Annotated in this window: 24 protein-coding genes, 1 tRNA gene and 1 other RNA gene; 17 read left to right on the top strand and 9 right to left on the bottom strand. The window is 58.8% G+C overall.

Annotated features, from left to right (window positions below):
- Positions 1 to 23: 23 nt before the first annotated feature.
- Complete coding sequence (thiC, locus tag KR100_RS01740; protein ID WP_038547635.1) at positions 24 to 1,424, top strand: phosphomethylpyrimidine synthase ThiC; 1,401 nt, start codon at positions 24 to 26, stop codon at positions 1,422 to 1,424.
- Positions 1,425 to 1,569: 145 nt separating this feature from the next.
- Here the strand turns inward: thiC and tkt are convergent, their stop codons facing one another.
- From tkt to acpP, 3 genes are all read right to left on the bottom strand, one after another.
- Positions 1,570 to 3,579, bottom strand: coding sequence for a transketolase (gene tkt, locus KR100_RS01745; protein ID WP_038542699.1), 2,010 nt, complete (start codon positions 3,577 to 3,579; stop codon positions 1,570 to 1,572).
- 63 nt (positions 3,580 to 3,642) lie between these two features.
- On the bottom strand, positions 3,643 to 4,890 hold the full coding sequence (fabF, locus tag KR100_RS01750) for a beta-ketoacyl-ACP synthase II (RefSeq protein ID WP_038542701.1): 1,248 nt from the start codon (positions 4,888 to 4,890) through the stop codon (positions 3,643 to 3,645).
- An 8-nt stretch (positions 4,891 to 4,898) separates the two neighbouring features.
- Positions 4,899 to 5,141, bottom strand: a complete 243-nt coding sequence (gene acpP / locus KR100_RS01755) for an acyl carrier protein (protein ID WP_007099572.1) — start codon at positions 5,139 to 5,141, stop codon at positions 4,899 to 4,901.
- Between the two features lie 140 nt (positions 5,142 to 5,281).
- Between acpP and psaC the strand changes: the two genes are divergently transcribed.
- On the top strand, positions 5,282 to 5,527 hold the full coding sequence (gene psaC / locus KR100_RS01760; protein WP_006850103.1) for a photosystem I iron-sulfur center protein PsaC: 246 nt from the start codon (positions 5,282 to 5,284) through the stop codon (positions 5,525 to 5,527).
- 63 nt (positions 5,528 to 5,590) lie between these two features.
- Entirely contained in the window at positions 5,591 to 7,483 is a 1,893-nt protein-coding gene (glmS, locus tag KR100_RS01765) for a glutamine--fructose-6-phosphate transaminase (isomerizing) (protein ID WP_038542705.1), read from the top strand.
- Positions 7,484 to 7,529: 46 nt separating this feature from the next.
- On the opposite strand, the gene KR100_RS01770 is transcribed toward glmS, so the two are convergent.
- Genes KR100_RS01770 through rimM form a run of 4 tightly spaced genes read right to left on the bottom strand, consistent with a single transcriptional unit; the run spans position 7,530 to position 11,762 of the window.
- A complete protein-coding gene (locus KR100_RS01770; RefSeq protein ID WP_038542708.1) occupies positions 7,530 to 8,558 on the bottom strand; it encodes a GDP-L-fucose synthase in 1,029 nt (342 codons plus the stop codon).
- A complete protein-coding gene (gene gmd / locus KR100_RS01775; RefSeq protein WP_038542710.1) occupies positions 8,555 to 9,685 on the bottom strand; it encodes a GDP-mannose 4,6-dehydratase in 1,131 nt (376 codons plus the stop codon). The genes KR100_RS01770 and gmd overlap by 4 nt, the downstream gene beginning before the upstream one ends.
- A 27-nt stretch (positions 9,686 to 9,712) precedes the next feature.
- Positions 9,713 to 11,170: a mannose-1-phosphate guanylyltransferase/mannose-6-phosphate isomerase gene (locus KR100_RS01780; RefSeq protein WP_038547638.1), complete on the bottom strand. Its 1,458-nt coding sequence runs from the start codon at positions 11,168 to 11,170 to the stop codon at positions 9,713 to 9,715.
- Between the two features lie 58 nt (positions 11,171 to 11,228).
- A complete protein-coding gene (gene rimM, locus KR100_RS01785; RefSeq protein WP_038542712.1) occupies positions 11,229 to 11,762 on the bottom strand; it encodes a ribosome maturation factor RimM in 534 nt (177 codons plus the stop codon).
- Positions 11,763 to 11,817: 55 nt separating this feature from the next.
- Here rimM and KR100_RS01790 point away from each other — a divergent pair, with 55 nt between their 5' ends.
- Both KR100_RS01790 and KR100_RS01795 read left to right on the top strand, forming a co-directional pair.
- Positions 11,818 to 12,003, top strand: coding sequence for an NAD(P)H dehydrogenase subunit NdhS (locus KR100_RS01790; protein ID WP_038542715.1), 186 nt, complete (start codon positions 11,818 to 11,820; stop codon positions 12,001 to 12,003).
- Positions 12,004 to 12,008: 5 nt separating this feature from the next.
- A complete protein-coding gene (locus KR100_RS01795; protein WP_038542716.1) occupies positions 12,009 to 12,848 on the top strand; it encodes an ion transporter in 840 nt (279 codons plus the stop codon).
- Here the strand turns inward: KR100_RS01795 and rnc are convergent.
- Complete coding sequence (gene rnc / locus KR100_RS01800) at positions 12,827 to 13,540, bottom strand: ribonuclease III (RefSeq protein WP_038542718.1); 714 nt, start codon at positions 13,538 to 13,540, stop codon at positions 12,827 to 12,829. The two genes, KR100_RS01795 and rnc, sit on opposite strands and share 22 nt — an antisense overlap.
- A gap of 45 nt (positions 13,541 to 13,585) precedes the next feature.
- Between rnc and KR100_RS01805 the strand changes: the two genes are divergently transcribed.
- Positions 13,586 to 14,416 (top strand): hypothetical protein, encoded by an 831-nt coding sequence (locus KR100_RS01805; protein WP_156097865.1) that lies wholly within the window; start codon positions 13,586 to 13,588, stop codon positions 14,414 to 14,416.
- On the opposite strand, the gene rnpB is transcribed toward KR100_RS01805, so the two are convergent.
- Positions 14,411 to 14,795, bottom strand: an RNA gene (gene rnpB / locus KR100_RS14585) — RNase P RNA component class A. The genes KR100_RS01805 and rnpB overlap by 6 nt on opposite strands.
- Before the next feature lie 55 nt (positions 14,796 to 14,850).
- Between rnpB and KR100_RS01810 the strand changes: the two genes are divergently transcribed.
- The 11 genes from KR100_RS01810 (at position 14,851) to KR100_RS01860 (ending at position 23,588) form a co-directional block, all read left to right on the top strand.
- Positions 14,851 to 14,924 (top strand) — tRNA-Arg (locus tag KR100_RS01810).
- Positions 14,925 to 15,366: 442 nt separating this feature from the next.
- On the top strand, positions 15,367 to 15,816 hold the full coding sequence (locus KR100_RS01820) for a hypothetical protein (RefSeq protein ID WP_204207755.1): 450 nt from the start codon (positions 15,367 to 15,369) through the stop codon (positions 15,814 to 15,816).
- A gap of 207 nt (positions 15,817 to 16,023) precedes the next feature.
- Complete coding sequence (locus tag KR100_RS14320) at positions 16,024 to 17,133, top strand: hypothetical protein (protein ID WP_156097869.1); 1,110 nt, start codon at positions 16,024 to 16,026, stop codon at positions 17,131 to 17,133.
- Positions 17,134 to 17,667: 534 nt separating this feature from the next.
- On the top strand, positions 17,668 to 17,889 hold the full coding sequence (locus KR100_RS01830) for a hypothetical protein (RefSeq protein ID WP_038542726.1): 222 nt from the start codon (positions 17,668 to 17,670) through the stop codon (positions 17,887 to 17,889).
- Entirely contained in the window at positions 17,889 to 18,161 is a 273-nt protein-coding gene (locus KR100_RS01835; RefSeq protein ID WP_038542728.1) for a hypothetical protein, read from the top strand. The genes KR100_RS01830 and KR100_RS01835 overlap by 1 nt, the downstream gene beginning before the upstream one ends.
- Complete coding sequence (locus KR100_RS15545; protein WP_156097871.1) at positions 18,154 to 18,315, top strand: hypothetical protein; 162 nt, start codon at positions 18,154 to 18,156, stop codon at positions 18,313 to 18,315. The genes KR100_RS01835 and KR100_RS15545 overlap by 8 nt, the downstream gene beginning before the upstream one ends.
- 58 nt (positions 18,316 to 18,373) lie before the next feature.
- On the top strand, positions 18,374 to 19,486 hold the full coding sequence (locus KR100_RS01840; RefSeq protein WP_038542729.1) for a hypothetical protein: 1,113 nt from the start codon (positions 18,374 to 18,376) through the stop codon (positions 19,484 to 19,486).
- Between the two features lie 524 nt (positions 19,487 to 20,010).
- The gene (locus KR100_RS01845) at positions 20,011 to 20,823 is read left to right on the top strand and encodes a hypothetical protein (protein ID WP_038542731.1); all 813 of its coding nucleotides are present in this window, start codon (positions 20,011 to 20,013) and stop codon (positions 20,821 to 20,823) included.
- Entirely contained in the window at positions 20,763 to 22,076 is a 1,314-nt protein-coding gene (locus tag KR100_RS01850; RefSeq protein ID WP_156097872.1) for a hypothetical protein, read from the top strand. Before KR100_RS01845 ends, KR100_RS01850 begins: the two co-directional genes overlap by 61 nt.
- A 147-nt stretch (positions 22,077 to 22,223) precedes the next feature.
- Complete coding sequence (locus KR100_RS01855) at positions 22,224 to 22,805, top strand: hypothetical protein (RefSeq protein WP_156097873.1); 582 nt, start codon at positions 22,224 to 22,226, stop codon at positions 22,803 to 22,805.
- Between the two features lie 417 nt (positions 22,806 to 23,222).
- Positions 23,223 to 23,588: a hypothetical protein gene (locus tag KR100_RS01860; RefSeq protein ID WP_038542736.1), complete on the top strand. Its 366-nt coding sequence runs from the start codon at positions 23,223 to 23,225 to the stop codon at positions 23,586 to 23,588.
- Positions 23,589 to 23,749: the final 161 nt, after the last annotated feature.

Below are 23,749 nucleotides of genomic sequence, written 5' to 3' on the forward strand. Positions count from 1 at the left end.
GGGTTTCCATTGCTGCGTCGACCATGCGTGCTTCCTGGGTGTCTCCCCGCAAGGGACAGGCCAATGTGTCTCAGATGCATTACGCCCGGCAGGGTGTGGTGACCGAGGAAATGGCCCATGTGGCCAGGCGGGAGAACCTGCCCGAGTCGCTGGTGATGGAGGAGGTGGCCCGGGGTCGCATGATCATCCCGGCCAACATCAACCACACCAATCTGGAGCCGATGGCCATCGGCATCGCCAGCAAGTGCAAGGTGAACGCCAATATCGGCGCCTCACCCAATGCCTCCGATGCGGCCGAAGAAGTGAACAAGCTGAAGCTGGCGGTGAAGTACGGCGCCGACACGGTGATGGACCTGTCCACCGGTGGCGTGAACCTGGACGAGGTGCGCACCGAGATCATCGATGCGTCTCCGGTCCCCATCGGAACGGTGCCGGTGTATCAGGCTCTCGAGAGCGTTCATGGCTCGATTGAGAAGCTGGATGAAGACGATTTTCTGCACATCATCGAGAAGCACTGTCAGCAGGGCGTTGATTACCAGACCATCCACGCCGGTCTGCTGATTGAGCACCTGCCCAAGGTGAAAGGGCGCATCACCGGCATCGTCAGCCGCGGCGGCGGCATCCTTGCCCAGTGGATGCTGTATCACCACCGCCAGAACCCGCTGTACACGCGATTTGACGACATCTGCGAGATCTTCAAGCGTTACGATTGCACCTTCTCCCTGGGGGACTCGCTGCGTCCAGGATGCCAGCACGATGCCTCCGATGCCGCGCAACTGGCTGAACTGCACACTCTGGGTGAACTGACCCGCCGGGCCTGGACGCACAACGTCCAGGTGATGGTGGAAGGCCCGGGTCATGTACCGCTGGACCAGATCGAGTTCAACGTGAAAAAGCAGATGGAGGAGTGCAATGAAGCGCCCTTCTATGTGCTCGGTCCTCTGGTCACCGACATCGCTCCCGGTTATGACCACATCACTTCAGCCATTGGTGCGGCGATGGCGGGTTGGCATGGCACGGCGATGCTCTGTTACGTGACCCCGAAGGAGCATCTCGGCCTGCCCAACGCTGAGGATGTACGCGAGGGCCTGATCGCCTACAAGATCGCCGCCCACGCGGCCGACATCGCGCGCCACCGCCCCGGTGCCAGGGACCGTGATGACGAACTCAGCCGGGCCCGTTACGCCTTTGATTGGAACAAGCAGTTCGAGTTGTCTCTCGATCCCGAGCGGGCCAAGGAGTATCACGACGAAACCCTGCCGGCCGATATCTACAAGCAGGCTGAGTTCTGTTCGATGTGCGGACCAAAGCACTGCCCGATGCAGACCAAGATCACGGATGAGGATCTCGAGGGTCTGGAGAAAGTGCTGGACGCCAAGGGTGCGGCGGAGCTGACACCTCTCAAGCTCGACAAACTGAACTGATCAGAGGTTTTTACTGCCGAGCCCTGCTCAAAGCGAGCAGGGTTTGTTTTGCTGCTGATTGACCTGACAAAAAAGCTTCCCCGGGGACTGGGGAGGCTTGATTCAGTTCGTTGTTAAGCGTTGGTTGTTGCTGTTCGGGTATCGATCAGCTCAACAGGGCTTTCGACTTGGCGACCACGTTTTCCACGGTAAAGCCGAATTCCTTCATGCAGGTGCCGCCGGGAGCTGATGCACCGAAACGATCCATCGTCACGCTGTCGCCATCAAGGCCGATGAAGCGGTGCCACCCGAAGGATTCCGCAGCTTCCACGACGATGCGCTTGCGAACGGCGCTGGGCAGAACCTCTTCCTTGTAAGCGTCGCTCTGCTCATCGAAGAGTTCGACGCAGGGCATGGAGACCACACGCACCTTGTTGCCGTCGGCGCTGAGCTGTTTGGCAGCCTGAACGCAAAGGTCGAGTTCCGTTCCGGTGCCGATCAGGATCAGATCCGGTGTGCCGTCGCAGTCCTCGAGGACGTATCCACCGAGGGCGACCTTGTCGATCGAGGAGTTGGCCTGGTTGGCCATGCCCTGGCGGCTGAGGCAGAGGGAGCTGGGGCGCTTGCGGTTCTGAATCGCGATCTTGTATGCACCACTGGTTTCGTTGCCGTCGCCGGGACGGAACACCAGCATTCCCGGCATGGCGCGCAGGGACGGGATGGTTTCGATCGGCTGGTGGGTGGGCCCGTCTTCCCCAACACCGATGGAGTCGTGTGTCAGCACGTAGATCACGCCCAGTTCACTCAGGGCGGAGAGGCGCATGGAGCCGCGCATGTAGTCGGCGAAGACCAGGAAGGTGCCGCCGTAGGGGATCAGACCGCTGTCGTGATAGGCGATGCCATTGAGGACGGCGGCCATGGCGTGTTCACGCACACCGAAGTGCAGATAACGCTTCTCAGGGGTTTCAGGCTGGTAGGAGCCCGTCTCACCTTTGATGTCCGTGTAGTTGGAGTGGGTGAGGTCGGCGGAGCCACCGATCAGTTCGGGCAGGTTCGGTCCGAGGGCTCCCAGGCAGATCTGGGAGTGCTTGCGGGTGGCCAGGCCCTTGTCGTCGGGGGTGTAGGTCGGCAGATCCTTGTCCCATCCCTGGGGTAGTTCGCCGCGCAGCATGCGCTCGAATTCAGCCGCTTCGGCGGGGTACTTGGTGCGATAAGCGGCCAAGGCCTGGTTCCATTCCGCCTCGAGGCTGGCGCCACGGTCAACGGCCTGGCCGAACTGGTCATAGGCCTCCTGGGGCACTTTGAAGGGGGCGTAGTCCCATCCCAGTTGCTTGCGGGTCAGTTCAGCTTCTTCCTCACCTAGCGGAGCACCGTGAACCCCTGCGGTGTCGCCCTTGTTCGGGGAGCCGTAACCAATTGTAGTGGTGATTTTAATGATCGAAGGCTTGTCGGTGACGGCCTTGGCTGCCTCGATCGCCTTAGCGATGGCGTCCACATCCGTGTTGCCATCCGCCACATGCTGCACGTGCCAGCCGTAGGCCTCGTAGCGCTTCAATACGTCCTCGGTGAAGGACACATCGGTGCGGCCGTCAATGGTGATGTGGTTGTCGTCGTAAAGCGCGATCAACTTGCCCAGCTTCAGGTGACCGGCCAGGGAGCAGGCCTCTGAGGCGATGCCCTCCTGGTTGCAGCCGTCACCCATCACCACATAGGTGTAGTGATCAACGACCTTGGCGTCGGGCTTGTTGAACTTGGCGGCCAAGTGGGATTCGGCGATCGCCAGACCCACGGCGTTGGAGATGCCGGCACCCAGGGGTCCCGTGGTGACTTCCACGCCAGGGGTTTCAAAGGTTTCGGGGTGCCCCGGGGTCCGCGAGCCCCACTGGCGGAACTGTTTGATGTCCTCGATCGTCACTGAGTCGTAACCGGTGAGATGCAGCAGCGCGTACAGCAGCATGCAGCCATGGCCGGCTGAGAGCACGAAGCGGTCCCGGTTGAACCATTTCGGGTTCTTGGGGTTGTGCTTCAGGAACTTGTCCCAGAGGGTGTAGCCCATCGGAGCGCATCCCATCGGCAGCCCGGGGTGCCCGCTCTTGGACTTGTTCACCGCATCGACAGCCAGGAAGCGGATGCTGTTGATGCAGAGCGTGTCGAGAGAAGCGGGTGCGACGACCATGGTTCGAGGGGGGATTGCGTCAGATTTGCTGAAGAGTTTGACCGATGCGGGCGGTGTCGCCGCTCACGTCATCCGTCGGATGGCGAGGCAGACGTTGTGTCCGCCGAAGCCGAAGGAGTTGGAAAGCACCGTTCCCAGTGTGGACTCCCGGGCGGTATTGGGGACGACGTCCAGGTCACAGTCTGGATCAGGACGGCTGTGGTTGATCGTGGGTGGGACAACCCCGTTCTGCAGGGCGAGGATGCAGGCCACGGCCTCAATCCCGCCCGAGCCGCCCAGCAGGTGCCCGGTCATCGATTTTGTGGAGCTCACCGGGATCTGGAAAGCCCTTTGACCCAGGGCGCTTTTGATGGCCGAGGTTTCGTTTTTGTCGTTCGCCGGTGTGCTGGTGCCATGGGCGTTGACGTAGTCCACGTCATCTGGATTGATGCCGCCATCGGCCAGGGCCAGCCGCATCGCTTCGGCACCACCCACGCCGCCCGGCGTGGGTGAGGTGATGTGGTGAGCGTCACAGGTCATCCCGTAGCCCACGATCTCGGCCAGGATCGACGCGCCGCGGGCCTCGGCGTGCTCCAGTGTTTCCAGCACCAGAATTCCGGCGCCTTCACCGATCACAAAACCATCGCGCTCGGCGTCGAAGGGACGGCTGGCGGTGGAGGGATCATCGTTACGAAACGACAAGGCCTTGGCGCTGGCGAAGCCTGCGACCCCCAGCGGCGTGATCGCCGACTCCGCACCCCCGGCCACCATGGCGTCGGCCTTGCCGAGCTGCAGCAGCCGGAAGGCATCGCCGATGGCGTTCGAGCCCGCAGCACAGGCTGTGGCCACGGCGGAGCTGGGCCCTTTTGTCCCCAGCGCAATGGCCGCAAGGCCAGTGGCCATGTTGGGAATCATCATCGGCACCGTGAATGGGCTCACCCTGCCGGGACCCTTGCCCTCAAGAACGTGGGCCTGGGTTTCCATCGTCAGCAGTCCGCCGACGCCGGAACCGATGATCACGCCGATTCGATCGGCATTGTCCTCGCTGATCGTGAGACCCGCGTCCGCCAGCGCCTGTTTGGCAGCAACCACACCGAACTTGCAGAAGCGATCCCATCGCTTGGCTTCCTTGGGTTCGATCAGTCCGGCAGGGTCGAAGTCCTTCACCTCCGCTGCGAAGCGGCAGGCATGGGCTGAGGCATCAAACAGGGTGATGGCCGCGACACCATTGGTGCTGGATGTCAGACCACTCCAGTAGTCCTGAACCGTGTTGCCGATCGGTGTGACCGCGCCGAGGCCAGTGACCACGACGCGATGGAGACCGTCCACCATGCCGTTCCTCAGGCCTGCTTGTCTTCGATGTATTTCACGGCGTCGCCGACGGTGGTGATGCCCTCAGCCGCTTCATCGGGGATTTCGATGTCGAAGGCTTCTTCGAGGGCCATCACCAATTCCACGGTGTCCAGGGAGTCGGCGCCGAGGTCGTTCTGGAAGTTGGATTCCGGCTTCACCTCGCCAGCATCAACGCTGAGCTGCTCCGCAACGATCGAACGCACCTTCTCGAGGATCGCTTCCTGGGACATGGGCCGTTGCAACGGGACGCTGCATCCTACGGGCACGCCTTGGCCTCCCTTGAAGTGGGTATGAACAACGGTGACGGCTCTGGCGCCAGGGGGTGGCAGGGCGGGTACCTTGAGCCCAAGGACTTCTTTGAGCACCGGGCATGTCCCACGCCGTCAAGATCTACGACACCTGCATCGGCTGCACCCAGTGTGTGCGTGCCTGCCCCCTCGATGTGCTCGAAATGGTGCCCTGGGATGGCTGCAAGGCCGGCCAGATCGCGTCGTCACCCCGCACCGAGGACTGCGTCGGTTGCAAGCGTTGTGAAACCGCCTGCCCTACCGATTTTCTCAGCATCCGCGTCTACCTGGGTGACGAGACCACGCGAAGCATGGGTCTCGCCTACTGAGGCTCTGAATTGAATCATTGAAAACCCCATAAGCTCTGCCCGGCGACTGCCGGGCTTTTCTGTATGTGCGGAATCGTTGCTCTGGTGGGGTCCCGTGAGGCGGCCCCGCAGCTTCTGGAAGGTCTGCGGCAACTCGAATACCGGGGCTACGACTCCGCAGGCATCGCAACGGTTGATGCCAAGGCTGAACAACTCCACTGCCTGAGGGCCAGCGGCAAACTGGCCAACCTCGCCAAACGGTTTGATGAGCTGGGTTCACCGGGCCAGTGCGGTATCGGCCATACCCGTTGGGCCACCCACGGCAAGCCTGAGGAACGCAATGCCCATCCGCACCGGAGCATGGATGGATCCGTGGCGGTGGTGCAGAACGGCATCATCGAAAACCACCGTGTGCTTCGGGAACAGCTGGAGGCATCAGGGGTGGACTTCCGCTCCGAAACCGACACGGAGGTCATCCCCCATCTGATCGGCGCTGAGTTGCAGCGTCGTCTGGCAGCGGGTGAACAGGCTGGTGGTCCGTTGCTGCTCGCTGCAGTGCAGGCGGTGCTCCCCGACCTGCAGGGGGCCTATGCCCTGGCGGTGATCTGGCAGGCGGCCCCTGGAGCGCTGGTGGTGGCCCGCCGTGCCGCCCCACTGCTGATCGGACTGGGCGAAGGCGAGTTCCTCTGCGCCAGTGACACGCCAGCCCTGGCCGGTTTCACGCGCACGATCCTGCCGATGGAGGACGGCGAAGTGGCCCTGCTGTCTCCCCTGGGAGTCGAGCTTTACGACGATGCCGGGATGCGCCAGCAGCGGATGCCGTCGGTTCTTTCCGGTGCGGATCACGTGGCGGACAAGCGCCATTTCCGTCATTTCATGCTCAAGGAGATTCATGAGCAGCCGGAAACCGCTGACCTCTGGGTTGCCAGGCATCTGCCTCAGGGGTTACCCCCCGCATGTCCTGTGGCTCTTCCCTTCGACGATGCCTTTTATGCGGGCATCGAGCGTGTCGAAATTCTGGCCTGTGGCACCAGCCGCCACGCCGCGATGGTGGGTGCCTATCTGCTCGAGCAGTTCGCCGGCATCCCCACGGTTGTGCATTACGCCAGCGAATTCCGCTACGCACCGCCGCCACTGGCTCCCCACACCCTCACCATCGGAGTGACCCAATCCGGTGAGACGGCAGACACCCTTGCGGCTCTGGCCATGGAGGCGCAGCGTCGCCTCGACCACGGGGATCCCGCTTATGCACCACGTCAGCTGGGCGTCACCAATCGGCCGGAGAGCTCGCTGTCGCGCCAGGTGCCGGACATCCTCGACATCGGCGCCGGGATTGAAGTCGGCGTCGCCGCCACCAAGACGTTCATGGGGCAGCTCCTAGCGTTCTACGGCCTGACCATCGCGTTTGCCGCTCGCCGCAACAGCCGTTCGGCCGCACAGATTGCTGAGTTGGTCATGGAGCTGCGCCGTCTGCCCGATCAGCTGCAGGCGTTGGTTGATCTCCACGATGAGCGCTGTGCAGCGTTCGCCCACCGCTTTGCGGAAACACAGGATGTGATTTTCCTGGGCCGCGGCATCAACTACCCGATCGCCCTTGAGGGGGCTCTCAAGCTCAAGGAGATCAGCTACATCCACGCCGAGGGCTATCCAGCCGGCGAGATGAAGCATGGTCCGATCGCCCTGCTGGATTCCCACGTCCCGGTGGTCTCGATCGCGGTCCCCGGCGTGGTGTTCGAAAAAGTGCTCAGCAATGCCCAGGAAGCCAAGGCGCGCGACGCGCAGCTGATCGGGGTGGCACCGGATGGACCGGACACGGCTCTGTTTGATGAGCTGCTGCCGGTCCCGGACGTGAGTGAGTGGATCAGCCCTTTGCTCACCGTGGTGCCGATGCAGCTGCTCAGCTATCACATCGCTGCCCATCGGGGCCTGGATGTGGATCAACCGCGCAATCTCGCCAAGAGCGTCACGGTGGAGTAATCATCGAGCAGGGAGAACGGTGGCGTGAGCTTGCGCTGAGCCTCAGCTAGTTGCGCAGGGTGCCTGCCGCCTTCTGCTCTCTGAAATCCGCGACGGCCCTGGGCAGCCCCTCGCTCAGGCTGATTCCCGCGCGCCAGCCCATGGCCGCCAGGCGGCTCACATCGAGCTGCTTTTTTGGGGTGCCATCGGGCTTGCTGGTGTCCCACTCAATCGACCCTGCATATCCAACGGCATGGGCAACCGCTTCTGCGAGCTCCCGGATCGACAGATCGATGCCGGTCCCCACATTGAGAAACGCGAGGGGGGATCCGGCTTCATCGCACGGGGCATCCTCTGCATCGGGATTCCAGCGCTCCAGGGCGAACACACTGGCCTCGCCCAGGTCATCAGCATGCAGGAACTCCCGCAGTGGGGTTCCCGATCCCCAGCAGGTCACGGTCGAGACGCCACGCTCAATGGCAACCTGGAAACGGCGAATCAGTGCCGGCAGCACATGGCTCCCTGTCGGGTGGTAGTTGTCGCCCGGTCCGTAGAGGTTCGTCGGCATCAGGCTGATCGCGTCAAAACCGTGCTGAAGCCTCAGAGCCTGAGCGAGTTTGATGCCGGCGATCTTGGCAATGGCGTACCACTCGTTCGTGGGTTCCAGGCTTCCCGTGAGCAGGGCCTCTTCACGGATCGGTTGGTCGGCAAATTTTGGATAGATGCAGCTGCTGCCCAGAAAGAGCAGGCGTCGAGCACCTTGATGCCAGGCCGTTTCGATCACATTCGTTTCGAGCTGCAGATTCTGCAGCAGAAAATCCGCCGGTCGGCTGCGGTTCGCTTCGATGCCGCCCACGGTGGCAGCCGTCAGCACCACCACCGTGGGTTGTTGCTTTGCAAACCAGGTCCGAACAGCGGTTAGGTCCAGCAGATCCAGCTCCTGTCGAGTCGGCGTGAGCAAGGATCCGCCACAGCGTTCGTCCCCGTAGCCAGCCCGTCGCAGGGCCCTCACCACCGCACTGCCGGCCATGCCACGGGCGCCGGCCACCAAGATTCGATCGCTGGCGGAGATCAGCAGCGAGGTTTCAGGCTTCATTCGCGGGGGCCCACCACCTGGAAGCCCTTCCGACGCAGATAGGCCTCCTTCTTCGCCTCCTCCTGATCGTGGTGGATCATCTCCGCGATCATCTCCTCGAGGCTGGTGGTGGGAGTCCACCCGAGCTTTTCGCGGGCCTTGCTGGGATCGCCCAGCAGGGTCTCGACCTCAGCGGGCCTGTAGTAACGCGGGTCGATGCACACCACGATAGCCCCGTCGCTGCCGCGTCGTCCCACCTCCTGTAACCCGTCCCCGTCCCAGTGGATGGAATCAGTGCCGCCCTCGCCGCTCCAGCCAAGTTCAGCGGCGGCCAGTTCGATGAAGCGCCGCACCGACTCCTGCCGTCCGGTGGCGATCACAAAATCCTCGGGTTGCTCTTGTTGAAGCATGCGCCACTGCATCTCGACGTAATCGCGGGCGTGTCCCCAGTCCCGCAGGGCATCGAGATTTCCCATGTAGAGGCAGTCGTCCAGGCCGGCATCGATGCGGGCCAGCCCACGGGTGATCTTGCGCGTGACGAAGGTCTCCCCGCGTCTGGGGCTTTCGTGGTTGAACAGAATCCCGTTGCAGGCGTACATGCCGTAGGACTCCCGGTAGTTCACCGTGATCCAGAACCCGTAGAGCTTGGCCACGCCATAGGGGCTGCGGGGATGGAACGGGGTGGTTTCCGTCTGCGGCACCTCCTGCACCAGGCCATAGAGCTCAGAGGTTGAGGCCTGATAAATGCGGGTCCGTTGCGTCAGCCCCAGAACCCTGACGGCCTCGAGAATCCGAAGGGTGCCCAGCGCATCGGCATTGGCTGTGTATTCCGGTGCCTCAAAACTGACCGCCACATGGCTCTGGGCGCCCAGGTTGTAGATCTCATCAGGCTGGATCTCCTGGATGATCTTGATCAGATTGCTGCTGTCTGTGAGATCTCCATAGTGGAGAACCAGTCGGGGATCCACATCGTGGGGATCCTGATACAGATGATCGATCCGGCTGGTGTTGAAGCTGCTGGCCCGTCGTTTGATCCCATGGACGATGTATCCCTTCTCCAGCAGCAGTTCGGCCAGGTAACTGCCGTCCTGGCCGGTGATTCCGCTGATCAGGGCGACACGGGCCTGGCCGGAGCCGTTTCTGGTCATTCGGAAATCGCTAGCCCCTGAGACCCATCATCCGGCAAGAAGGGTCGGTTCATGGCGGCCGTAACGGTCTTCGAAACGCACGATGTCGTCCTCTCCGAGGTATTCACCGCTCTGGACCTCGATCAGTTCAACGGGGATCTTGCCGGGATTGGAGAGCCGGTGCCGGCAACCCATCGGGATGTAAGTGCTCTGGTTCTCACCGAGCAGCTGCTGTTCGCCGTCCCGTTCCACCAGAGCGGTGCCGCGGACCACCACCCAGTGTTCGGCCCGGTGATGGTGCATCTGAAGCGAGAGGCTCGCCCCTGGTTTCACGGAAATCCGCTTCACCTGCCAGCGGTGATCCTCCACGACACCGGTGTAAGCGCCCCAGGGTCTGTAGATCTTTCGGTGCGCCTTGCCTTCCGGGCTGCCGTCCGTTTCGAGCTGTTTCACCACCTTTTTGATCGCCTGCGCCTGTGAGCGGTCCGCAATCAGCACCGCATCATCGGTTTCCACCACCACGAGATTTTCGACCCCTAGACCCACCACCAAACGATGTTCGCTGCGCATGTAGCAGTTGCGGCTGCCTTCGGAAATCACCCGTCCCTGCAGCACATTGCCTTCGCTGTCCCGCGTCCCCGTTTCCCACAACGCACTCCAGCTGCCCACATCGCTCCAGCCGGCATCGAGCGGCAGGACAGAGCCAAGGTCCGTTTTTTCCATCACAGCCACATCAATGGCGACGTTCGGGCATTTGGCGAAGGCCTCCCGCTCGAGACGCAGGAATTCCAGATCGGCCGTGTCCTGTTCCAGGGCAGCGCGGCAACAGCTCACCACCTCCGGGACCAGGCGTTCCAGTTCAGCGAGCATGGCGCTAGCTCGGAACAGGAACATGCCGCTGTTCCAGGTGAAACGACCCGTCGATAGAAATTGCTCAGCGGTGGCCCGATCCGGCTTCTCGACAAAGCGACTGATCGGCACATCCAGCAGCTGATCGCTGGGGAAGGACTGGGCGGCTTCGATGTACCCGTATCCGGTCTCAGGGGCCGTCGGCACGATGCCGAAGGTCACCAGACGTCCCTCTTCAGCGGGTCGGCGGCCCGCTTCGACAGCGTCGCGGAAGTGCCCGGCATCGCGGATCAGGTGGTCCGCCGCCAGCACCAGCAACAGCGGATCCTCCCCCTGTGAGGTGGCTTGCAGGGCTGCGACGGTGACGGCCGGAGCGGTGTTGCGGCCCATGGGTTCCAGCAGAATCGCGTTTGGCTCGATGCCGATCTGACGCATCTGCTCGGCAACGATGAAGCGGTGATCTTCATTGCAGATCAGCAACGGCGGCGCCAGCCCATTGAGCCCTGTCAGCCGTTGGTGGGTCTGCTGCAGCAGCGTGGCGTCGCCATCGCCACTCAGCGGCCAGTACTGCTTGGGATAGCTGGCTCGTGACAGCGGCCACAGGCGGGTGCCTGTTCCACCGCAGAGGATCACCGGAATCAGAGGGGTGACAGCCAAGGGACCCACGTCAGGGTTCCCCAGAATCGCCTGTCCGCCCTGTCTCTGTCGATGGGCATCAGAGATCGAGCAGGCCGGGGGGAGGCGTCAGCAGCAACCATCCTTCGTGGAGATGCACCTCCGGCACGATGGCTTCCACGAAGGGCACCAGTTGCACCTTGCCGTTCTGGCGCCGGATTTCCAGCAGATCGTGACCGGCGCTGATCAGATCCGACACCGCGCCGACCGGCTCTCCATCGGGTTCCAGACGGACTTCCAGTCCGATCAGATCCAGGAGGTGGAATTCTCCATCCGCTAGTTCAGGACGGTCGTCCGCCATGACCAGAAACTCTCGACCCACCAGGGCTTCGGCGGCGCTCCGGTCATCAATGCCTTCGAGATGCACCACGAACAGGGAACGGCCGGGCAGCTGACGGCCGCGTTGGAGATGCACTTCCTGGGGCTGCTCTGCGTTGCGACCCTTCAGCCAGCGCGGGCCTGGGTTCAGGAACCGCTCGGGGAAATCGCTGCTTGGGTTGATCTTCAGGTCACCCTTCAACCCCTGGACTCCCACCACCTTGCCCACCGTGAGCCATTCCACTGATTCGGGCATGACGATGGTTGCCTGATCCGTCGATAATGGCTGGAGACCTCATCGGACCTGAGCGATGGCGACGACCTCAACTCCAATCCTGCCTGGCTCGACGGTGACGGTTGAGGATGCTTGTTCGATCTACAACGGCTACACGGGTTTTGTGCAGCGCATCAGCGGCGACCGAGCTGCGGTGCTGTTTGAAGGCGGTAACTGGGACAAGCTTGTGACCTTGCGCTTGAAGGATCTGAAGGCTTCTTGAGGGTGATGTCGTCGCCCGATCGCTTCAAACTGCGCATGAGGGCCATGGTGCTGGAGACGAAAACCGTCTCCGGGCGCACCTACAACGCTGTGGTCTTCGGAGCCATTCTGTTAAGCGTTCTGGCGCTGATGATGGATCCAAATCCGTTGTCAACATCGATTTACCAGCGATCAGCGGTTGGCTGGATTTACTTTATTCAGAACAGTTGTCTTGCTGTTTTTGCGGTTGACTTTTTGCTAAACCTGTATGTCAGCGAAAGGCCTTTGAAATACCTGTTCAGTTTTTATGGGCTGATTGATTTACTTGCGGTTGTTTTCTTTATTATACCGCAGATTCGAAGCGAAATTCTGCTTTGGATTTTCAAGTTCGGACGTATTCTTCGTGTCTTCAAGCTACTGCGTTTCATCGATGAAGCCAAGGTGCTTGGGGCAGCACTGCAAAGGAGTGCTCGCACGATTGTCGTTTATCTGTTTTTTGTTTTCATGCTCCAGGTTGTGCTGGGGTACTTCATTTTCGTGATTGAAAGTGTCAATCCAGACAGCCCCTTCAAAACGATGGGTAATGGTGTCTATTGGGCGATTGTCACGATGACAACGGTTGGATATGGGGACTATGTGCCCCAGACGGCACTTGGCCGTTTACTCGCTTCAGTTGTGATGATGCTCGGTTTTGGAATCATTGCCATTCCCACGGGGATTCTCACCTACTCGGGGGTGCGACAACAGCGCCAGGAATCCATGGCCAGCAACTGTCCTGCCTGTGGTCGTTCAGGGCATCGCAATGATGCGGTCCATTGCGACCGATGCGGTGCTCTGCTGAGAGATCACAAAGCGTCCAGCGTTTGAAGAGCGGCCTCGGCCGCCTTTTGCTCAGCTTCCTTCCTGGAGCGTCCCCAGGCTTCGGCAGCGAGCTGATCATTCAACAGAACAGAGGTGTGAAAGCGTTTGAGGTCGCCATGGATGCGATTGTTCTCTTCCGTGATGTAGCGCGGACGTCCGATCTTGCGCGCCTGGCTCCATTCCTGCAGGGCCGATTTGCTCTGGTAACGGTGCGGATGATCCAGAACCTCTTTGGCGCTGCCTACCCAACGGGGGTCAAGCCAGTGATGCACCAGGTTCAGGCCTTGATCCTGAAGGTACAGGGCACCGATCAGAGCTTCCGTTGCCTCGGCTCGCAAGGTCTTGAGGGCCTGCCGGTCGCCCTTGGCATCAGCTCCGACCTTCAGGATTGTTTCGATCGCGATGGATTCGCCCAGGTCAGCAAGCCATTGGTCGCTCACCAGTTGGGCCCGAAGTTCGGATCGTTGTCCAACGCTGAGTTCTGGCAACTGCTGATCGATAAAGTCTGTACAGGCCAGTCTCAGAACAGCGTCTCCAAGAAATTCAAGACGCTCATGATTCCTGCCAAGACGTGCAGACGTATGGGTCATCGCTTCATCAATGACCTGTAAATCCTGAATCGCGTCCTTCCATGTCGGCTCGATGGCGACGAGGAAGCCGATTAACTGTTGTGAGCGCTCTGCAGGTAATCGCTTCATCGAAGGGGGCTCTCGGGCCAGTTAGGGTGATGAGGAATGGGGTCCATGGCAGTCAAGATGAAAATCTGTTTCTTCCATTTATTTAAATGTGGCGGAACAACATTCAATTGGATTCTTCAGAATAATTTTCCTGATAACGTTCTGTATGCGGAAAAGCCTGATCGATGCCGCGGGCGTCTCAAGGCTTCATCCGTTGAAGATCACCTTCGGCAGGCAGGGAGCCATGGCTACCAGGTGCTCTCCACCCATCTCGCTGAGCCAGCTTGCGCACAACTAGCACAATTCCCCTGCTCGATTGTGCGAATTCCAATGGATCGCAATTGGTCGGCTTATCAGTTTCAAATCCATCAGGGATCAACGGATTGCAATTTTCCGTATGCCCAGTATCTTGAGCGCCATCATGATTTTCAGGTCAGGGTTCTCGGTGGTGAAGATATCAAAGAAGATCGCGTACAATCGATTCTACAAACCTTCAAGCTCGGGATTCTTGAGCGATTTGATGAATCCATGGTGGTGTTTGAATGGCTGTTGCTTCAGCAGGGTATTTCTGTGAATTTTGCATACCCTGGCCGCAAGAATAAAAGCAAGGCAAGCCAACAGAATGTTGAGAACATGTCCAAAGAGATCGACAATGCTTTGAAGATGAATTGTTTTTTGAAGGATTTGGAGCTGTATCGCGCGGCTTCAGGGTTGTTGGATGAACGCATCGCCGCGATCCCCGATATGGATCAGCGACTCAGGGATTTCCAGCAACGCTGCGATCAGGCGCAATCCCGCGAGGAGCGCACCCCGCTGAAGGGGTACGGGAAAGGTCCCTCGGATTTCACCTATCTCGAGCCATCCACCGTGCCTGGACTTCGGCCAGGATTTGGGTGAAAGCAGGACATAAGCCGGGTTCTGTTCACCACTCCGTAGAGGGTGGGTGGTTATCTATCTGGGATCACCGTTACCGGTGACCTCGAGCGGCGCGTTCAATCGGAACAGGGCTGATGGCCAACCGTTGTTCCTTGGCCTTGCTCCCAGCCGGGGTTTACCGAGCCAGCACCTCTCGATGCTGCTGGTGCGCTCTTACCGCACCTTTGCACCCTTGCCTGTGCCTGGGGAATCCCCATGGGGCCATCGGCGGTGTGTTTCTGTGGCACTCTCCTCACGGTCACCCGCACTGGGCGTTACCCAGCAAGCCTGGCCATCGGGGAGCCCGGACTTTCCTCAATCCGATCCAGGGGATCCGATTGCAACCACCTCGCCTGCTTTCAGGCCTCATCATGCCGCCTCGGCATAATTTGCTTATCCAGGACGGTCACGCGCCTGGGGCTGTAGCTCAGCTGGATAGAGCGACGGTTTCCTAAACCGTAGGTCGTGGGTTCGAGTCCCGCCAGCCCCGTCAGTCACAGCAAGGGTTTTGGGGAAGATGAGCTCACTGCTCTTTTCCCAAAATCCCTTCTGCACTCACTTTGCACTCACTTTCGTGCGCATCGCTGCACTCACCCCCTCTGCTGGGTGTTCCTTGTTTACGTGGAATAGGCCTCGTTAAGCTCTTGTAATCGTCCTGAAGCCATCCGTCATTGGCCGCGGCTATCTATCAATGCCATCCGAAGACACGCAGTTCACAAGAAATAACCTCCCAGCCCGTCGTGGCCTTCCGCCGCTAACCAAGGAAGTCTCAACTTCGATCATTTCGTTTAGGCCGTATGCAGAGGATTTACAGCGCTTGAACAACAAGAAAGACAAGGCAACCTTTATCCGTGATGCAGTGCGCTTGGCTTTAGATGCGGAGGCTTAATGCATCGAGCAAGAGATTGATCATGCTCGTGCTGTTGCACCTCATGGCGCAGCCTGCAGCTGCCATTCCACTCCCTCTGGTCTGCGACCTCACCAGCGAGGAAGTGCCATCCATACAGATCCTGCTCAAGGAACGGTCTGCTGTATCGCTGAACGGAGAGTTGCAGCAGAAGGGCGTGACCCTCGGCATTTTTCAGACAGGCCAATCCAATGGGTATGGAAGTGTCTGGTGGTCTTTCCGTGACCAGACAGGCGAAGGTGATGGAGTCTCGGTGCTTTTTAAAGATGACCAGCACTGGAACCCTCACCGACGCCTGCCTCGCCCCTCAGAGACCAACAGGGTTCTGTTCGTTGGGTTTGCATCGGCTCTTTGGTACTGGAACAACGTCGCGGATCCAGGGCTGTTTCGGGAGAATCAGGATCTCCTGAAGGCGGCAGCTGGGTTCTGGGCCATATCTGACAACTGCTTAGGAGGAAGGACGCTACGGGGGTGACCTCCAGGCTGAGCTATGGCGCGGGGCATGCCTTGGAGTTGAGAGCTGGCTGAAAAAGCGACTGAAGGATTGAATAAATCCTCGTAAACGTGGCTATCGTGTAGGCATCCAACGTTTTAGCTGTCTCCCTTAATGCCTCAGTCCAGGCCTCCAAGGTGGGTTGCTCGTCTTCGTGGCGCCTGCCCTCGTGGCTGGTCTGTGCGTGAGATGCGCAGCAAGGTTTATCTGAGTGTTCGCTCCGGCAAGGCAGGATCTAGCGCGGCTTGCGTCACCCTTCCAATCGCCTGGGCCGCAGACACGGTTTCCGAGACCATCGCGTTGATCACAGAGCTTCATCAGCAGGTTGAGGCTGGTGTTGACCTGCGTGATGCGCTGGCTCGAATCAATGGCTTTACACCTCAGGTGGCGGCAACAGGCTCGAGTCAGTGGCCTGTGCTGCTGGAGCGGTTCCATGACGATCTGAACACGCTGAGCCAGATCAAGGAGAGCACCTGGCAACGCAACTATTCGCCGTTCCTGACGCGGGCCGTTGAACTGCTCACCCAAGCATCAGCACCGCGGGATGCCCGGAGCTTGATTACTGAAGTGGCTCGCACCTGGGCCGACAAGCCCAGGAGTCGCAACATGGCGGTAGACGCTGTTCGGCGGTTCCTGGATTTTGCGGTTGAGGTTCACCGCCTGCCAGCCCAGACCTGGACACTGACTGATCGTGCTGCCAAGCAGCTTCGGGGCAAGCGCCCAGAGCGCCGCACCGTGGCGGCGATCACCGATGCCGAGATCCTCCACTTGCTCAACAGCCTGTCGAATACCGCTGCTGGCGATCGCTGGAGGAATGCGATCAAGTTGTTGGCTCTGTTTGGCTTGAGGCCTGAAGAGTTGAACCACCTCACGGTTAGGGAGCACCCCACCACCGGCAAGCCAGCACTGTTCTGCACATACCGCAAAAAGAATGCTCGCGGCTCGACGGAACCACGCTGGCTCATGCCGTTGCCGTTGACCGACTCCTTCGGCGAGTTGGTGGAGTGGAACCTGGCGGGTGCCATGGCAATTGGTCAGCTTGAGCTTCCACCACTCAGCGACAAATATTCGCTGAGAACGTTCCTCGAGCGCCAACCTGCCTGGATTGAGCTGAAGGCCGTTTACGCCGAGCGCAATGAGTGGGTGAGGCCGTATTCGTTCAGAGATTCATATTCCTTGCGTGGGCACCGTGCTGGACATCGTCTCGATGTGCTCTGCACGGCGATGGGGCACAGCCTGACCGTGCACACGTCCTCGTACGAATGGAGCAGAGACGATTCTGTTTTGCCGTTTGCGTGACAAAAACGGTGGGACAGCAATAGGGCTCCCACTTTCTGTGTAACGCGACTCCACATGTAGGGGCAAGCGTTTGCCGCCAACGCTTGCAATGGTGTGCAGCGCGTGTCATGTTCAAGGAACGACGTGGGGTCACCAAGCCCCCCTCCTTGCTCGCAGGGGGCCAGATCTCTCCGGTCGGCAGCCGGCGATGACTATCGGGTCGGGTCGCCGTTATCGCTGTTTCTCTGCGGTTCCCTTCCCAGCTCGCATGACTCGCCGCTCGCCCAAAAAATCCAACCGATCCAAGGCTGCCTTTTTTGAGCTCCCTCCGGAGCTCAAATTTCAGCGTCGTCAGATTGGTCAATTTCTTGAGGAGACTGTCGAGAAATGCCCTGAGTTGCCACCTGGCTGCAATTGTTTAATCACCCGGGTCCACCCCGTGTTGATGAACGAATTGATCCGACGGAATCGGGCGTTTTTCCGCACCAAGAGAGCCCAACAGCGATAACGGCGATCGCCAGAAACCTCAAAACCTGATCTTTCTGGCTCTAAACGATGTCTGAAACCACCTGGCTCCTCACGGGTCCGATGGCGGCTGAGCTCGGGATTTCAATCCGAAGCATCCATCATTGGCGTTCGTCCCAGCAGAGCCCCTGGCAGCAGGGGCGCCATTTCCAACGCCTCACTCCCGCGGATCGATCGCCCTGGATCTGGAACCGCGAGTTGACGCTCAAAGCCTGGGATGAGGCACGCAAATCTGTTGAAGGTGCAGCGTGATGACCCCTCACACCGACAAGAGCCATCACCTGTCTGTGGATGGCGGCTGCATCCGCACCAACATCTACCTGGACCAAGACCAGCTGCTGCTGATCGTTCAGTGCCTGCGTGATGAAGCGGTCCGCATGTCCAGGCCAACTGATTCCCAGTGCTGGGCCCTTATGGACGAGCGGGAACAGCAGTGCAACCGCTTGGTCTATCAGATCCTGACCGCTGGCTTCGATGTTGAGGAGAGGATTGGGCTCCGGAGCGGGGGGGTGGCTCGTGGCTGAGCTTTATCACCTCAAGCGACGGCTCGACGACATTGATCGCAAGTTGCGAGTGCACCGTGGCCCTGCAACACCTGAGCAGGCCCAACTGTTGCGTGCGAGGCGGGAGTGCTTGCTCGAGCTCGCCGATGCCGAGCGGCAGTTCTGGGGCGCATGAACACATTGGCCCCTTTCACCTGGGGCCTCTCAAAAACAATCTCTAGATCCTGTATTCAATGACCATCACTGCTTTGCCCCGGATGGGCAGCGGCAGGGTGAGTGAAGCCCGACGGCTGCAGTTTCACGCTGATGTTCGCGAAGTGGTGGCCTGGATGCGCCATTACGTTGAGCAGCTTGGCTTCGCTCCTGTCGCACGATCCTGGCTTTACGCTTTGGAGTCTGAAGGCATCATCACCAAAGGTGATTTCAACTGGGCTGGCAAATGGCTGGCCGATCGCCGAAAAGAAGGGCTGATTCCGTTTGAGCTCGTCGCTGCCGATTCCACCCGTGCTCTCTCTGGACACGATGCTCACGATCGAGAGCTAACCCCGCGGGAATACATCAACCGTCAGCTGCGGGAATCGCTGGATCAAGCCAAGCAGTACTGGCCTGCCAGCTTCTGGAAACACCAGCAACACTTCCCGATCATCTGGACTGAAAAACGCGACCTGATCAAGCTGTTTGAACCTGAGCTGCCGCAGGCGGTGCGACGCTTCGCCAGCAAAGGCCAAGCCGATGTGAACAGCCGAGTGGCTCTGATTGAAGAATGCCAATGGGCTGAATCAGAGGGTTTGGAACCGGTGATCCTCTACTGCGGTGACTTGGATCCGATGGGGGTCAAGATGTCCGAAGCCATCCTTGAAAACCTGATGCCATTGGCCAAGGTTCTCAACTGGGAATACGAGCTGGAGGAGATGGCTGAAGACGGCCGAATCGTCCGCTTCGGGCTCAATGCCGAGTTTGTGGACAATGCCGGTCTGCTGTGGATCGACGGGTTAGAGACCAGTAGCGGTGAAGACTTGGCCAACCCGAACCACAACCACCATGATTTTCCGTATGTGCAGGACTACCTGGCGACGTACGGTCAACGGAAGGTGGAAGCTAATGCGCTGATCGCCAATCCAACTGCTGCCCGTGCGTTGATTCGTGAAGAACTCTGGTTCTGGTTATCTGCCGCTGGGCACAAACAATGGGAGTCGGAGAATCAAGCTGCAAGCGACGAAGCATCGGGCCACGTTGATGCCATCACAAGAATGCTGGCGATGTTTGATTCCGTCGGAGCGCTTTACAACCCGCGACGGTTGGAGCAGGCCGTTGCCGAAGGCGTGAATTCACTTCCACCCGCATGAGTGAAAACAGGGCAAAAAGAGATTTCTTTCCGAGGACTCCTGAAACGGGGTCTTTTTTATGCGTGTAAATACTCAACTTTTGCGGAATTAAATAGATATTGCCTGTGAAGTAATGCACATGCTTGCATGGTTTACGCAGACCACTGATGTTCACCTTGCTGCCCCATCTGTGGTGGTTAGTGTCAGTTCAAGCCTGATTAAATCTTTATATTAATGTCAACCTGCGCCCAAAATCTAAAGACCCACGAGCACCTTGTTGCCAGGGTGCCGGTCGGCACAAAGAGGTTGCTTGAGCACTACACCCGTGTGAATGGATTTCGCTCAAAAAATCAAGCACTGAACGAAATCATTCACAGAGCTCTTATTGCAATCGCGTACTGACAGGCACTGGGATTCAGCCACCGGCCCTTGGAAAGCTTGGCTGGATCCCGCGATCGAACAACCCCGCTTCAGGGAAATCCAATGCATTACAAATCTATCGGCTGCCATCTATACGAACGCCTTCGCGGAGTTCTCAGCTGCTGATGACCAGCTACACCCGCAGCAGCAGGGCAAACCCTTGCCCAATCTGTGGCCGCACCCGTGACGGCGACTGTCGAATCCTTGATTCGGGGCTGGTCTTTTGCCACAGCGAACGCAATGGCGTCATCCCAGGCAAACAGCATCCAAAAAAGGATTTTGTCTATTGCGGGAAGTCGGACGAGGCGCAGGGCTTTGGCATCTGGAAGCCACTGCATCTCTGCACCGAACCGCTGAAAACCAGGCGCGAGCCAAAGACCCAGTTTTTTCAATACCGGCTTTGGGATGGCTCCCCACTAAAGGTCAGCCGCAAGCGCACCGACTATCCCGACAAGCCGAAATGGGTTGGCTGGGAAAAGCGGCTTAACGGCACCAAAGAGATCGAGATCGCCCCTTACCGATGGCACAAAGCCATGGCTGAGGTGGTCAGCGTTGGCGTTCTTGTGGTGCTGCGCGGCGAGCTGAAAGCTGACCTTTTGGCGGGCCGTGGCATCCCTGCCATCTCTGTCCTGGCCGTTGGCGATCGGCTGGTGACAGAACTGCGAAAGCTGATTGCTGATGGCCACACCGTCGCGTTGGCACCCGACTGCGACCTGGCCGATCTTGATCACTGGTATCGCGACCTGACCGGTGCCATCCCTCAGCTGCAGACCCTGCAGTGCCCAGACAAAAAGATGGATTGGCGTTCACCACCTGCTGATGGTGCCGTGGCGTTGAGGACTGGATCACCAGCAAGAGCCCCAGCAATGACGAGATCTTGGCAGCCATCACTCCATTGCGATGGGAGCCGTCAGCTGAAATCACCTCCACCGCGCTAGTCGAAAAGCCTATCGATGCAGATGACGAAGACCTGCCTCTCAACGAACGGATCGATCTGGGCGTTGAAGCCCTGCTGGAAGCCCACCTCAAAAACAACGCCGGGGAAATCGACGCTGCTTTTGCTGACTTGTTCAAGCTCGGTGTCCGCCGTGATCGCGCAGAAGAGCGAATCCTGATGCAGTGGGCCAAATCCCATGGCCTCGATATTTCAACCACAGCTGCACCAAATCAGCAGGTGCGTGGTCGGGTGATTGGCAAAGCGAAAGAAGGCAAAGGCATGCGCCAACAGCTCCCAGGGTTCGGGCTCGACAACGACCTGCATCTTTTGGTTTCTGATGCCGCTGCAGGCAAGACAACAGCGTTTTGCGAGCTGGCCACTGTCATGACCGCTCGAGATAAAGGCTTTCTCGATCACGAAGCTCCCCGCATTGATCCACCCGACGATCCGCGCTCTACCGCCTTGGTGATTGCCTCTGACGGAGAGGGCACTGCCTATTCCATGTGGGAGAACTATCTCGCTTCCATCAATGGACAGGAACGCGGCGCTCTCCTCGAGGTCTGGGCTCAGGACGATGAAAAAGGAGAAAACCCATGGAACGTTTCTCTACACAACCTCCAGCGCCTCTACAAACGCATGGCCATGGGTGATGTGGCTGTCGTCATCATCGACACCGCAAACGCCGTCTTTAGAGGTGCTGGCATCAACGTCGGCACAGGACCGATTGAGACCTATCTCCGGCTCCTGAAACAGATCGTTTGCCGAACCGCCCCGCTCTGGATCTCACAACACACCAACCGGAACGGTGGAACCACCATGAAGGCCATTGGTGGCCATCCAGCCTTTCAAGAGGTTCCAAGCGTTGTTCACCTCATCGAAGCCAAGCAACAGGCAGATGGCTCGAAGATCCGCATTTGGCATGTCCTGAAGCTTCGTGGCTCCAACTACCGGCGCTTTAGTTACGTCCTCGAGGCCGGTGAACTCAAAGTCACCGACGGCCACTTCTTTGAGAACTGCCGTGAGCAAGTTCTCGTCCTCATCCATAAGCAAATCCTCGTCGCTGGCTTTACCAGCCCTAGCGATCTGATCCGACTCTCCAATCGACCCCCACAGTCCGTCTACAACGCTCTCGATGAACTCCGGGGAATGAAGCTCATTCGCTCCCGTGGTCGCGGTTTCCGATTGACTTCCGCCGGTGAGCGATTCGTCGAATCCTTGAAAATTTCGCCCGATCAGCCTGATTGGATTGCCTGACCCCCCCCCTTACACATCCACAACCCCTCCGGGAAAACAAATCCTCTCAATCCCAGTGCTCACAACCCTTCTACTCACCTCATTTACCAATAGATCGAGAGAGGGGGGGGGGGAGGGGTAGAGGTATTTAGAGACGTTGAACCTGCAATGGCTCGCCAAAATAGTTGTACGAACGTGTCTTTTTCTTCGATGGCCGGCAGAACTTCTGTTCGTAAGTATCAGGAGCGGGTGGATAAGTGCTTCGAGATGCACATTCGCGGAATGAAGCAATCAGAAATCGCTGAGGCCATGAGCATGACTCAGCAGGCTGTCTCCAGGGCAGTAAAGAAAGCTGCAACTCAGCATCCACTGGTGCAGATGACTCCGGAAGAACGCGCAGGCGTTGCCCTTGCTTTGATGCAATCGATCACCAAAGAGCTTTGGCAAGAAATAGATGATGCGAAACAACGTGGAGCCCGGGATGAGCTCAGGTCGTTGTTGGGAATCTCAAGCTTGCACGCACAACGGGTGAGCAGGGTGCTGCTGGATCAAGCCGACGTTGCGATCAGCGTCGTCAATGTCAGTGAGAGCACCGTAAACAGCCTGGCTCCGAAGGGCACCGATTGTTATCAAGCGTGGCTTCAAAGCGTTGGACCCGGAGCTTTGACAGCGATGCCAATGCAAGCTCAGTCCAGCGATCGAGTTATTGCTTCAGAGACAGTTACTCAAGGGCCGGATGTGCCGGTTTAGCTAGTAGCGATACGGATCTAGTCGTCTCACAAGCTGAGATTCGAGCGGGTTCTGAGTCCAGAAATGCCCGTGTCTCAGTCCAAGACGGTGCAGGCTGGTGGTGGTGTGCCAATCGCGCTGACTCAGGCCTACCGGAGGGTGTATCGCACGCGTGGGCAGCTGTTGTTGGAGGTGGCGCCGCTGTGAAGGCCGGGCTTCACTAAAGAGTGGTAGGAGCCAACAACTACAGACCAATAAATGGTCTCACCCACTGAACGTTTGTATTCAACTGTTCAATTGGTGCTTGCAAAACCCTTTCCTTTCGCTTATATTGAGTGAGACGAGATTTCCCGCTTCGGCGCGTCGTCAAAACCATTTGAAGCATCTCTAATCTTTCTCCAACGGAGCGGAGGCACGTTTATCTCAAAAAAATTCATCATGACTATCACAACTGGTGCTGGCGCTACTGAGCGCCAATCTGACTGGGACGTCGAGTCCGTTTGCAATGACGTCATTGCTGACGGCAACCTCAGCCGTCGCAAGCGGTCGTTCCTTGAGCAGATCCTCAAGCGGACTCAGGAAACCCTTTCCGAGACTTCAAGTCTCGACATTGCAGATGGTTTTTACTGCGAGGAAATGGAGCTGCCACGGGGCTCCTATTGGTGTGAGGTCATTGCTGCGTCCCTCGACTACCTCAAACCAAGACGGCATCAAGACGGCGGCAGTCGCCTTATTGAACTCAGGCGCGAGCTGATGCTCAATAACTTGATAGATCCCGAAGAATTTGAAGCACTTAACTGCTAAGACCACTGAGGGGGCTTTGCCCCCTTTTTATTGCCCAACAATTCACAAATCAATCGCCCCCAGCATTCGCTCGCTTTTCCAGGTCAGGCGGGCCAGAGGCAGGCGCACCGTGGCCTGAGAGCGGTGTCCCTGCTGATTAGGACGACCTTGGCCTGATCGTT

It is taken from the genome of Synechococcus sp. KORDI-100, assembly GCF_000737535.1.
Taxonomy (GTDB): Bacteria; Cyanobacteriota; Cyanobacteriia; order PCC-6307; family Cyanobiaceae; genus Parasynechococcus.

Bases quoted from the DNA above. Each gene is read 5' to 3' on its own strand.
- thiC (WP_038547635.1), top strand. From the start codon at position 24: ATGCGTGCTTCCTGGGTGTCTCCCCGCAAGGGACAGGCCAATGTGTCT.
- tkt (WP_038542699.1), bottom strand. From the start codon at position 3,579: ATGGTCGTCGCACCCGCTTCTCTCGACACGCTCTGCATCAACAGCATC.
- fabF (WP_038542701.1), bottom strand. From the start codon at position 4,890: ATGGTGGACGGTCTCCATCGCGTCGTGGTCACTGGCCTCGGCGCGGTC.
- acpP (WP_007099572.1), bottom strand. From the start codon at position 5,141: ATGTCCCAGGAAGCGATCCTCGAGAAGGTGCGTTCGATCGTTGCGGAG.
- psaC (WP_006850103.1), top strand. From the start codon at position 5,282: ATGTCCCACGCCGTCAAGATCTACGACACCTGCATCGGCTGCACCCAG.
- glmS (WP_038542705.1), top strand. From the start codon at position 5,591: ATGTGCGGAATCGTTGCTCTGGTGGGGTCCCGTGAGGCGGCCCCGCAG.
- KR100_RS01770 (WP_038542708.1), bottom strand. From the start codon at position 8,558: ATGAAGCCTGAAACCTCGCTGCTGATCTCCGCCAGCGATCGAATCTTG.
- gmd (WP_038542710.1), bottom strand. From the start codon at position 9,685: ATGACCAGAAACGGCTCCGGCCAGGCCCGTGTCGCCCTGATCAGCGGA.
- rimM (WP_038542712.1), bottom strand. From the start codon at position 11,762: ATGCCCGAATCAGTGGAATGGCTCACGGTGGGCAAGGTGGTGGGAGTC.
- KR100_RS01790 (WP_038542715.1), top strand. From the start codon at position 11,818: ATGGCGACGACCTCAACTCCAATCCTGCCTGGCTCGACGGTGACGGTT.
- KR100_RS01795 (WP_038542716.1), top strand. From the start codon at position 12,009: ATGTCGTCGCCCGATCGCTTCAAACTGCGCATGAGGGCCATGGTGCTG.
- rnc (WP_038542718.1), bottom strand. From the start codon at position 13,540: ATGAAGCGATTACCTGCAGAGCGCTCACAACAGTTAATCGGCTTCCTC.
- KR100_RS01805 (WP_156097865.1), top strand. From the start codon at position 13,586: ATGGCAGTCAAGATGAAAATCTGTTTCTTCCATTTATTTAAATGTGGC.
- KR100_RS01820 (WP_204207755.1), top strand. From the start codon at position 15,367: ATGGCGCAGCCTGCAGCTGCCATTCCACTCCCTCTGGTCTGCGACCTC.
- KR100_RS14320 (WP_156097869.1), top strand. From the start codon at position 16,024: ATGCGCAGCAAGGTTTATCTGAGTGTTCGCTCCGGCAAGGCAGGATCT.
- KR100_RS01830 (WP_038542726.1), top strand. From the start codon at position 17,668: ATGTCTGAAACCACCTGGCTCCTCACGGGTCCGATGGCGGCTGAGCTC.
- KR100_RS01835 (WP_038542728.1), top strand. From the start codon at position 17,889: ATGACCCCTCACACCGACAAGAGCCATCACCTGTCTGTGGATGGCGGC.
- KR100_RS01840 (WP_038542729.1), top strand. From the start codon at position 18,374: ATGACCATCACTGCTTTGCCCCGGATGGGCAGCGGCAGGGTGAGTGAA.
- KR100_RS01845 (WP_038542731.1), top strand. From the start codon at position 20,011: ATGACCAGCTACACCCGCAGCAGCAGGGCAAACCCTTGCCCAATCTGT.
- KR100_RS01855 (WP_156097873.1), top strand. From the start codon at position 22,224: ATGGCTCGCCAAAATAGTTGTACGAACGTGTCTTTTTCTTCGATGGCC.
- KR100_RS01860 (WP_038542736.1), top strand. From the start codon at position 23,223: ATGACTATCACAACTGGTGCTGGCGCTACTGAGCGCCAATCTGACTGG.